Source organism: Elioraea sp. Yellowstone, assembly GCF_006704265.1.
Classification (GTDB): Bacteria; Pseudomonadota; Alphaproteobacteria; order Acetobacterales; family Acetobacteraceae; genus Elioraea.
On record NZ_VIKA01000122.1, the window covers coordinates 1 to 9,558 of the forward strand.

The window sequence follows — 9,558 nt, forward strand, 5'->3', positions numbered from 1 at the left end:
GTCCCCGGCAGCGATGCGGGAACGCTGGCCGCCGGCGCGGAAGGGCCGGGCGGCGGAAGGGTCTCCGCGACGACGGCGCGATGGCCCTCGGGCAAGGTCACCACCGGCGCGGCCGTCACCGGATCGCCCGCCGCCGGCGTGGCCGCGCCGACCGGGACCGGCGGCGGCAGCCGGAGCGGCAGCGTCAGCTTCTGTCCGGGGTGGATCCGGTACGGCGGCGCCAGCCCGTTCGCGGCGGCGAGTTCGCGCCAGTCCACGTCGTTGCGGCGCGCGATGGCCGAGATCGTGTCGCCCGGCAGCACCGCCACCACGACCGGCACGGCCGGCGGTGGCGCAGCCTGCCGGGACGGCGCCGGGCCCGCGCATGCCGCGACGACGACGGCCGCCGACAATGCCGCCACCGGCACGCCCAGGTTGTGGATCCGGAAGATCAGCGCCGGCTGCACGCCCAAACCGTCCTCACGCGCTGCGACTCGTCCCGAGTCGCTTATACGGAGGGCCCGAGTCGCTCCGCAACCGGTGCGCCGGCCCGCGTGACATTTCTGCATCCGGGCGTTGCCGGGATGCCTCACTCGCGTGCCGGCACGTCCAGCGTCTCGCTCGACGGCGGCGGTTCGGGCACCAGCGGCACGAAGCGCACCGCGGTCAGCCGCTCGCGCTCCCAGGCATCCCCCGTGCGCGTGAGCCGCCACAACCACTGGTCGTGCGGGCTGGGTCCCATGGGCAGCACCATCACGCCGCCCTCGGGGCTGAGCTGGTCCATCAGCGCCGGCGGCGGCTCGCGTGGTGCCGCGGTGACGATGATGCGGTCGAACGGCGCGAGCTCGGGCCAGCCCTTGGTGCCGTCGGCGCAGCGCGTGACGATGTTGGTCAGGCCGAGTTCGCGGAAGATCGCCTCGGCGCGTTCGAGCAGCGCGGGATGCCGCTCGATCGTGTAGAGCCGGCGACAGAGCTTCGCCAGCACCGCGGCCTGATACCCCGATCCCGTGCCGATCTCCAACACCCTGTGCTTCTTCGAGACCTTCAGCGCCTCGGTCATCAACGCCACCACCTGCGGCTGGCTGATCGTCTGGCCGAGCCCGATCGGCAGCGCGGTATCCTCCCACGCCTGGTCCTTGAATGTTTCCGGAACAAAGAGTTCGCGAGGGATGTTCTCGATCGCGGCGAGCACGGCCGCGTCCGTGATCCCGGCCCGGCGCAGCGCCAGGATCAGGCGGATGCGCGACGGATCCGAGGCCACGTCTCAGCCGAAGGCGGCGCGCAGATCGCCGAGGAAACCGCGCGCGGTGAAGTCGATGGTGATCGGCGTGATCGCGATCGCTCCCTCGTTGATGGCCGAGAGATCCGATCCACGCGGCTGCACTTCCTCCTTCGACCAGTCGACCAGCCAGTAGTAGGGCCGCCCGTCCGGGTCGGTGCGCTTCTCGAGCGCGAGCCCCTGCTTGCGCCGGCCCTGATGCGCCACCCGCACCCCCGTCAGGGTATCGACGGACCGGTCGGGCACGTTCACGTTCACCAGCGTCTCGTCCGGCCAAGGCCGGGCGGCGAGGCGGCGGATGATGTCGGGCAGGACACGCTCGCAGGTGTCCCAGCGCGGCCTGCGCGACGCCGCTCCGTTGTTCCGCTCGGGCAGGTCGAGCGAGAGCGCGATCGCGCGCCGCCCCAGCAGCGTCGCCTCCATCGCCGCCGCGACCGTGCCGGAATAGCCGATGTCCTCGCCCAGATTGGCGCCCATGTTGATGCCCGAGAGCACGAGGTCGGGCGGCCGACGTCCCAGGATGTCGTGCACGGCGACCAGCACGCAGTCGGTCGGCGTGCCCTCGACGGCGTAGCGCCGCGCAGCAAGGCGGTGGGCACGGAGCGGCCGGCGCACGGTCAGCGCATGGCTGACCGCCGATTGCTGCGTCTCGGGCGCCACCACCCAGACATCGCGCGAGAGCGTGCGCGCGATCTTCTCCAGCACCCTGATCCCCGGCGCAGCGATGCCGTCGTCGTTGGTGACCAGGATGCGCGCGGCGGCGAGGTCGGCGATCGGGGCGTGGCGGTGCGTCATGGCGCGATCGCCGTCAGCCCGCCCATGTAGGGGCGCAGCGCCTCGGGGATGTCGATGCCGCCATCCGCGCGCTGATAGGTCTCCATCACCGCGATCAGCGCCCGCCCGACCGCGACCCCGGAGCCGTTCAGCGTGTGGACGAAGCGCGTGCCCTTGCCCTCGTCCGGCCGGTAGCGCGCGTCCATCCTTCGGGCCTGGAAGTCGCGGCAGTTCGAGCAGGAGCTGATCTCGCGATAGGCGCCCTGCCCGGGCAGCCACACCTCGAGGTCGAAGGTGCGGGTCGCGCCGAAGCCGATATCGGCCGAGCAGAGATCCACCACCCGATAGGCGAGGCCGAGCCGTTGCAGCACCGCCTCGGCCGCCGCGGTCATGCGGGCATGCTCCGCGTCCGACTGCTCGGGCGCGGTGATCGAGACGAGTTCGACCTTCATGAACTGGTGCTGGCGCAGCATCCCCCGCACGTCGCGCCCGGCACTGCCGGCCTCGGCGCGGAAGCAGGGGGTCAGCGCGGTGAGGCGGATCGGCAGGTCGGCCTCGGCCAGGATGCGTTCGCGCGCGAGGTTGGTCAGCGGCACCTCGGCGGTCGGGATCAGCCAGCGCCCGTCGGTCGTCGCGAACTGGTCGTCGCGGAACTTCGGCAACTGGCCGGTGCCGTAGAGCACCGCCTCGCGCACCAGCAGCGGCGGGTTCACCTCGGTGTAGCCGTGCTCGGCCGTCTGGAGGTCGAGCATGAACTGGCCGAGCGCCCGCTCGAGCCGCGCGAGCGCCCCCTTGAGCACGACGAAGCGGCTTCCTGCGAGCCGCGCGGCGGCCTCGAAGTCCATCAGGCCGAGGCGTTCGCCGAGGTCGAAGTGCTGCAGCGGCGTGAAGTCGAAGCGGCGCTGCTCGCCCCAGGAGCGCAGCACGACATTGTCGGCCTCGCCGCCGCCGGTCGGCACCGCATCGTCGAGCCAGTTCGGGATGGTCGCGAGCAGCGCGTCGAGCTCCGCACCGAGACGCTTCTCCTCGGCCTCCTCGCGCGCGATCGCCTCGGCCATCGCCGCCGCCTCCGCCTGCAGCGGGGCGGCGTCCTCCCCCCTGCCGCGCGCCGCGCCGATGCGCTTCGAGAGCGCGTTGCGCCGCGCCTGCATCTCCTGGAACGCGGTCTGGGCGGCGCGACGGCGCTGGTCCAGCGCCAGCACCTCCGCCGCGAGCGGGGCGAGACCGCGGCGGGCGAGCATCGCGTCGAAGGCCTCCGGGGCCTCGCGGATCCGGCGGATGTCGTGCATCGGGGCGTCCGGTCAGTCGGCGGCGGCGGCTGCCGCGGCGGCCTCCGCGCGCTTGCGGAAGATCCTGGCGGCCAGGATCGAGCCTTCGTAGAGCATGATCAGCGGCAGCGCGAGCCCGACCTGGCTGATCACGTCGGGGGGCGTGATCACCGCGGCCAGCACGAACATGCCGACGATCGCATAGCGCCGCTTCGAGGCCATGCCCTCGGGCGTGATGATGCCGACGCGCGCCATCAGCACGAGCCCGACCGGCATCAGGAAGGCGAAGCCGAAGGCGAAGATGAGCCGCATCACCAGCGAGAGGTACTCGCCCACCTTCGCCTCGAGCTGGATGGGCAGTCCGCCCGCGCCGGCCGGGCTCTCGAAGGAGAGGAAGAAGTGCCACGCCGCCGGAATGACCAGGTAGTAGCAGAACGCCGCCCCGAGCGCGAAGAAGAACGGGGTGGCGATCAGGAACGGCATCACCGCCCGTTTCTCGGAACGATACAGGCCCGGCGCGATGAACAGCCAGAGCTGGGTCGCCCACCACGGGAAGCTGATCATCAGGGCGCCCCACAGCGCGACCTTCAGGTAGGTGAAGAACGCCTCGTAGAGCGCGGTGAAGATCATCCGCCGCTCCTGCCCGGTCTGCTGCTGGAGGATGTCGGCGAGCGGGGCGGCGAGGAAGCCGTAGATCTGCTGCGAGAAGACGTAGCAGACGACGAAGGCGACCACGAACCCGCCGAGGGCCAGCAGGATCCGCTGCCGCAGTTCGATCAGGTGATCGATCAGCGGCATCGGCTTGTCGTCGATGGTGTCGTCCTCGGGCCGCATCGTCTCAGGCCGTGTCGCGCTTGGCGGTGCCGGGGGGAACGAAGGCGGGAGGGTCGTCCTCGGCCGGGCGCGCCGGATCCGGGGGCGCGACCGCCGCCGGGGCGGGCGCCAGGGCCGCCGGCGCGGGCGTGGCCGCAGGCGGCGGGCTGCCCGTCGTGCCGGTCGGGGAATCGGCGAAGGGATCGCTGAAGGACCTGGCGATGTCGCGGTCCCGGTCGATCTCGTCCTCGAACTGGCGCTTCATCTCGTAGGCGCCCTGGCGCACCTCGTCGATCTGGCGCTTCACCTCGTCGAGCTTGGTCTCGCGCATCATCTCGTCGACATGCACCTGGAACTCGCCGGCCATCCGCCGCGCCTTGCGGATGAACTCGGCGATCCCCTTGATGGCGTGCGGCAGGTCCTTCGGGCCGATCACCACCAGGGCGACCAGCAGGATCAGCGCGATCTCGGTCCAGGCCAAATCGAGCATGTCGTTCCGGCGCGGGGCTCAGCCCGCCGCGCCCGTCCTCACCGCTTGCGGTCCGACTCGTTCTCGTCGAAGGGCGCGTCGGCGGATCCGGCCCTGGCCGCGGCGGCCTCGCGCTTCAGGCTCTTCAGTCCCTTGGCCGCCTCCGCCGCGAGCGCCGGGATCTTGTGGGAGCCGAACAGCAGGGCGATCACCAGCCCCGCGATCACGATCTGCCAGATGCCGATGCTCATGTCCGTGTGCGTCCCCCGGGCGCTGTCGCCGCGTCCCCGGCGAGGCGGCGGATCATGGCAGAGCGCGGATGCCGCGGCAACGCGCGGCCCCGAGAGCCCGCCCGCCGCCCGCCGTCATGCCGCCGCGCGGTCCTGCTCGTCATCGGGGAACACATGCGCCCTTGTCGGGTCCAGCGCAACCGCCACCACCGCGTCGCGCGCCGGCAGGTACTCGCCGGGGATGCGGGCGTGGATGTGCACTTCGCGCCCGGCGTCGTGCACCGAGAGGTGGACCATCGAGGTGCGACCGAGCAGCCGCGCCGCCTCGACGCGCGCGCGCGCATGGCAGGGCTCGCCGGCGCCCTGCGGCATCAGGCGGATCCCCTCGGGTCGGATCAGGACCTGCACCGTCGCCCCCTCCGGCAGGCCCGGCGCGGGCACCGGGCCGAAAGGGGTCGCCACCATGCCCATGCGCACGGTCCCGGCGAGCCGGTTCACCTCGCCGAGGAAGGCGGCGACGAAGGGGGTGGCGGGGTGGAGGTAGATCTCCGCCGGCGGCCCCTCCTGGGCGATCACGCCGTCGTGCAGCATGGCCATGCGGTCGGCCATGAACATCGCCTCCTCGGCGTCGTGCGTGACCATCAGCACGGCGATGCCCTCCTGCTGCAGCACGTGCAGCGTGTCGTCGCGCACGCGGTCGCGCAGCCGGGCGTCGAGCCCGGAGAACGGCTCGTCGAGCAGCAGCACGCGCGGCCTGGGGGCGAGCGCGCGGGCGAGGGCGACGCGCTGCTGCTGCCCGCCCGAGAGCGTGTGCGGCATCGCGTCCGCGAAACGCTGCATGCCGACGCGCGCGAGCATCTCGCGCACACGGTCGGCCTTGGCCGGGCCGCGCAGGCCGAAGCCCACGTTCTGCGCCACGGTCAGGTGCGGGAAGAGCGCGAAGTCCTGGAACAGCAGCCCCACCCCGCGGCTCTCGGGCGGCACCTCGCGCCCCGGCTCGGCCACCAGCGCGCCGCCGATCCACACCCGCCCGTGCTGGAGCGGCGTCAGGCCCGCGGCGATGCGCAAGAGCGTGGTCTTGCCGTCGCCCGAGGGGCCGAGCAGGCAGACGATCTCGCCCGGCGCCACCGCGAGGTCGATCCCGCGCAGCACCACGTGATCGCCGAAGGCATGGCGGATTCCCTCGAGGCGGAGCGCCATGAGCTAGCGGTCCCGCGCCCCGTCCTCGGGGTCGAGCGGCGGCGGCGCCTCCTCGGCCTCGGCCTGCGGCGAGAGCGCTCCCTCCTCGCCGCCACCGGCGGGCGGCAGCGTGCCGGGGCGCAGATCCAGGAGCCCGGCCGCCTTCAGCTCCTCGAGCTTCGGCAGGTCCTTGAGCGAGGCCAGGCCGAAATGGGCGAGGAACTGTTTCGTCGTGCCCCAGGTGGTCGGCCGTCCGGGGGTCTCGCGCCTGCCCTTCGGTTCGACGAAGCCGGCCTCGGCGAGCGCATCCAGCGTGCCCTGGGCGAGGGCGACGCCGCGGATGTCCTCGATCTCGGCGCGCGTCACGGGCTGGTGGTAGGCGATGATGGCGAGCGTCTCGACCGCGGCGCGGCTGAGCCGGCGCGGCACCTCGAAGCGGCGGCGCAGGATCGGCGCGAGATCGGCCGCGGTGCGGAGCTGCCAGCCGCCTGCGACCTCGGCGATCTCCACCCCCCGCCCGGCGAGCGCGGCCTGCAGTGCCGCGACGGTCGCGCGCACGTCCGCGCCCTCGGGCAGCACCTCGGCGAGCGCCTTCGGCGTGACCGGCTCGGCGGCGGCGAACAGCAGCGCCTCGGCGATGCGCAGGTGCTCGGGCTGCACCTCCGGCGCCGGCAGGGGCAGTTCGGCAGGCGCGCTCATGCCGTACCCTCCCCGCCCGCGGCGCGTGCCGCAGGCTTCACCCAGATCGGCCCGAACGGCTCCTCCTGCCTCAGTTCAAGCCGCCCGTCCCTGGCAAGTTCGAGCCCCGCGATCAGCATCGAGGCCACCCCGGCGCGCGTCGGCAGCCCGGCACCCAGACCCGGCGGCAGGAAGCGGGTCAGCACCGCCCAGTCGGGCACCACGCGCAGAAGCCGGGTGAGCCGCTCGAGCGCGTCCTGCACGCTCATCAGGTGCAGGGGCGGCGGAACGTAGCCGCGCCGGCCCAGGCCGCGCCGGCGCGCCGCCGCATAGGCCGCGATCAGTTCATGCATGGTGAGCGCCCATCCGCCAGGCACCTTCTCCACCCGTGCCTCCGGCGCGCCCCTCGGCCACACGTCGAGCCCGATCCGCGGCCGCGCCATCAGGGCCGCTCCCGCTTCGCGCATCGCCTCGAGCCGGCGGAGCTGGAAGGCGAGCAGTTCGGCCGCCGCCTCCGGGCTCGGCTCGTCCTCCGGCCGCTCGGCCGGCGGCAGCAGCAGCCGCGACTTCAGGTAGGCGAGCCAGGCCGCCATCACCAGGAAGTCGGCGGCGAGGTCGAGATCGAGCGCGCGCGCCTGCTCGACCCAGGCGAGGTACTGCTCGGCGAGCGCGAGGATGGAGATGCGCGCGAGATCCACCTTCTGCTCGCGCGCCAGGCTCAGCAGCAGGTCGAGCGGCCCCTCGAACCCCTCGACCGCGACCGAGAGCGGCGCGATGCGGGCGGGCGGGCCCTCGAATGCGGTGACGGCGTCCTCGGTCATGGCCGCTTCCGGTTTAGAGCCCGACCGCCGTGAACACCAGCCGCCTGAGCCAGAACAGCGGCGGCAGCAGCCACTGCCCGATCGGATCGGACGGGATGCCGGCTTGGCGCAGGATGGCGGGGACCACGAACAGGCCGAACAGCACGATGAAGATGCCGGCGTGCTCCAGCCGGGCGAGCGCCCGCGCGGGGCCGAGCGGCAGCAGCCCGACCAGGATACGCCCGCCATCCAGCGGCGGCACCGGGATCAGGTTGAACAGCATCAGCAGCAGATTGATCTGCACCGCGAAGATGATCATCTCGGCGAGGAAGATGCCGACCGGGCGCGGCGGGAGGTCCACCAGGTGCCCCATCGCCGCGATCGCGAAGGCGAGCGCCAGGTTCATCGCCGGCCCCGCCGCCGCCACCAGCGCCATGTCCTGGCGCGGGCGGCGGAAGTAGCGCGTGTCCACGGGCACGGGCTTGGCCCATCCGAACAGGAACTCGATCCGCCCGATCGTCAGCATCTGGAAGGCGAACAGCATCAGCGGCAGCGCGATCGTGCCGAACGGATCGACATGGCGCACGGGATTGAGCGAGAGCCGCCCGTGCAGCTTCGCCGTCGGGTCGCCGAGCGCATGCGCGGCCCAGCCATGGGCGACCTCGTGCAGGATGATCGCGACCAGCGCGCCGGGGGCGATCACCGCGATGCCCCAGAGGATCGTCTCGATCACGCGAGCAGGGCGTCGAGTGCGGCGAGGGCGCGGCTGCGGTCGAGCCGCCGGCGCAGCATCGCCGCATGGTGGGCCGCGGCGGCGAGCCGGGCCGCCGCGGCGCGCGTCAGCGGCGGGGTCTCGGCCAGCACCGCTTCGGTGCGGGCGGGATCGCCCGAGCATTCCAGCACGGCGTCGCAGCCGGCCCCGATCGCGGCGCGCGCGAGCTGTCCGGGCGCGCCGTCGAGCGCCTTCATGGCAAGGTCGTCGGTCACCAGGAATCCGCGGAAGCCCACGCGGTTGCGGATGAAGGCGATCGCTGCGGGCGAGATCGTGGCCGGCAGGTCAGGGTCGAGGCCGGTGAACAGGATATGCGCGGTCATGCCCCAGCTGCGCTCGCGCGCGAGCGCGGCGAAGGGCCGCGCGTCCCGGGCAAGGATCGCGTCGGCCGGCGCGTCCACCACCGGAAGCTGCGCGTGGCTGTCGGCGGCGGCCCGACCGTGGCCGGGCATGTGCTTCAGCACCGGCACGATGCCGCCGGCCTGCAGCCCGCGCACGACCGCGCGGCCGAGCGCGGTGGCGACACGATGGTCGCTGCCGTGCGCGCGGTCGCCGATCACGTCGTGCGCGCCGGCAACCGGCAGGTCCAGCACCGGGGCGCAGTCCACCGTGATGCCGGCCTCGCGCAGGTCCTCGGCGATCAGACGGGCGTTCAGCATCGCCGCGCGTCGGGCTGCGACGGGGTCGCGCGCGTAGAGCGCGGCGAAGACCGCAGCCGGCGGCGGGTGACGCCAGTGCGGGCCGCGCAGCCGGGCGACGCGACCGCCCTCCTGGTCGATCAGCACCGGCGCGTCATGACGGGCGATCGCGAGCCGGAATTCGACAACAAGATCAGCCATTTGCCGCGGGTTGTCGATGTTGCGCGCGAACACGATCGCGCCGAGCGGCGGGGCACGGCGGAACAGCCGCCGTTCCGCTGGCGTCAGTTCCGGGCCGGCCAGGCCGACGATCGCGGCCTTCGGGGTGGGGTCTTCGGCCACGCCGCGTTCAGGACCCGCCGACCACGAAACAGGTGAAGCCGCGCGCGCGCACCCGCTCGCAGAAGCCGCGCGCCGCCGCCGGATCGGCGAAACGGCCGGTGCGCAGGCGCCAGAACGGCTGGCCCTCGCGTTCGCCGCGGCTGACGGTCAGGGTCTGGTCGGCGAGCAGGTCGGGCATGCGGCTGCGCAGGCGGGTCCACTCCGCCTGCACCGCCGCCTCGCTGCCGACGGCGGCGAGCTGGACCTGGATGCCGCCCTCGGCGCGTGGCGCCGGGCCGATCTCGGCCTGCGGCGGCGGAGGTGGCAGCGGCAGGCGCGCGGCAGCCTGCGCGGACGG

13 protein-coding genes are annotated in these 9,558 nt (G+C 73.3%); all 13 read right to left on the bottom strand.

What is annotated here, in order from left to right; genetic code table 11:
- The coding region (locus FK498_RS14490) for a LysM domain-containing protein (protein WP_161988429.1) at positions 1–446 on the bottom strand (446 nt) is incomplete at its 3' end.
- A 122-nt stretch (positions 447–568) separates the two neighbouring features.
- Complete coding sequence (locus tag FK498_RS14495; protein WP_141855730.1) at positions 569–1,240, bottom strand: protein-L-isoaspartate(D-aspartate) O-methyltransferase; 672 nt, start codon at positions 1,238–1,240, stop codon at positions 569–571.
- Positions 1,241–1,243: 3 nt separating this feature from the next.
- On the bottom strand, positions 1,244–2,053 hold the full coding sequence (gene surE, locus FK498_RS14500; RefSeq protein ID WP_141855732.1) for a 5'/3'-nucleotidase SurE: 810 nt from the start codon (positions 2,051–2,053) through the stop codon (positions 1,244–1,246).
- The gene (serS, locus tag FK498_RS14505) at positions 2,050–3,321 is read right to left on the bottom strand and encodes a serine--tRNA ligase (RefSeq protein WP_141855734.1); all 1,272 of its coding nucleotides are present in this window, start codon (positions 3,319–3,321) and stop codon (positions 2,050–2,052) included. The genes surE and serS overlap by 4 nt, the downstream gene beginning before the upstream one ends.
- 12 nt (positions 3,322–3,333) lie before the next feature.
- Positions 3,334–4,134 carry a twin-arginine translocase subunit TatC gene (tatC, locus tag FK498_RS14510; protein ID WP_141855736.1) on the bottom strand — a complete coding sequence of 267 codons (801 nt, stop codon included), beginning with the start codon at positions 4,132–4,134 and terminating at the stop codon, positions 3,334–3,336.
- 4 nt (positions 4,135–4,138) lie between these two features.
- Positions 4,139–4,603 (bottom strand): Sec-independent protein translocase protein TatB, encoded by a 465-nt coding sequence (gene tatB / locus FK498_RS14515; RefSeq protein ID WP_141855738.1) that lies wholly within the window; start codon positions 4,601–4,603, stop codon positions 4,139–4,141.
- Positions 4,604–4,641: 38 nt separating this feature from the next.
- A complete protein-coding gene (locus FK498_RS14520; RefSeq protein ID WP_141855740.1) occupies positions 4,642–4,833 on the bottom strand; it encodes a twin-arginine translocase TatA/TatE family subunit in 192 nt (63 codons plus the stop codon).
- Positions 4,834–4,947: 114 nt separating this feature from the next.
- Positions 4,948–6,012: an ABC transporter ATP-binding protein gene (locus FK498_RS14525; RefSeq protein WP_141855742.1), complete on the bottom strand. Its 1,065-nt coding sequence runs from the start codon at positions 6,010–6,012 to the stop codon at positions 4,948–4,950.
- A gap of 3 nt (positions 6,013–6,015) precedes the next feature.
- Positions 6,016–6,690: an SMC-Scp complex subunit ScpB gene (gene scpB / locus FK498_RS14530; RefSeq protein ID WP_141855745.1), complete on the bottom strand. Its 675-nt coding sequence runs from the start codon at positions 6,688–6,690 to the stop codon at positions 6,016–6,018.
- Entirely contained in the window at positions 6,687–7,490 is an 804-nt protein-coding gene (locus tag FK498_RS14535; protein ID WP_202614870.1) for a ScpA family protein, read from the bottom strand. Before FK498_RS14535 ends, scpB begins: the two co-directional genes overlap by 4 nt.
- Positions 7,491–7,503: 13 nt before the next feature.
- Positions 7,504–8,202 (bottom strand): site-2 protease family protein, encoded by a 699-nt coding sequence (locus tag FK498_RS14540; protein ID WP_141855746.1) that lies wholly within the window; start codon positions 8,200–8,202, stop codon positions 7,504–7,506.
- Positions 8,199–9,221, bottom strand: coding sequence for a beta-N-acetylhexosaminidase (nagZ, locus tag FK498_RS14545; RefSeq protein WP_141855748.1), 1,023 nt, complete (start codon positions 9,219–9,221; stop codon positions 8,199–8,201). The genes FK498_RS14540 and nagZ overlap by 4 nt, the downstream gene beginning before the upstream one ends.
- Positions 9,222–9,228: 7 nt before the next feature.
- Positions 9,229–9,558, bottom strand: a 330-nt coding sequence (locus FK498_RS14550) for an SPOR domain-containing protein (RefSeq protein ID WP_141855750.1), incomplete at its 5' end; no start/stop codon positions are given.